The sequence below is a fragment of the Vibrio sp. 811 genome, assembly GCF_033339195.1.
Window position 1 is genome coordinate 1 of sequence record NZ_JAWOUB010001009.1, and the last position, 506, is coordinate 506.

Sequence of the window (506 nt, forward strand, 5' to 3'; positions counted from 1 at the left end):
TGCGAAAATTCTGGGTGATGCAACAAACTTCTTGATGGATTTTTTCCTAATGCTGTTTGTGCTTTTCTTCCTATTACGTGACCACGACAAAATCATTTCGGCAATTCGACATATTCTGCCACTCTCTCGTAGCCAAGAAGATAGAATCTTGACCGAGATAGAACAAGTTTCGAAGTCCGCAGTCATGGGCTCGTTTTTAACGGCTATCGCGCAAGGCTTAGCGGGCGGTATCGGTATGTGGCTAGCTGGCTTCCCTGGCCTATTCTGGGGCACCATGATGGGCTTTGCTTCCTTCATTCCAGTTGTCGGTACGGCGTTGATCTGGATACCAGCCGCCGCGTACTTGTTCCTCACCGGTGATATGACGTGGGCAATCTTCCTAACCGCATGGAGTGTAGTCATCGTCGGTTCGATTGATAACTTGCTGCGTCCATTGTTGATGCAAGGCAGCGCAGGCATGAATACCTTAATGATTTTCTTCTCATTATTAGGTGGTCTGCACTTAT

General features: G+C 47.6%; 1 protein-coding gene. It reads left to right on the top strand.

Translation table 11 applies throughout. The features are described 5' to 3' along the window. The coding region (locus R7Q46_RS30620; RefSeq protein ID WP_318078772.1) for an AI-2E family transporter at positions 1-506 on the top strand (506 nt) is incomplete at both ends.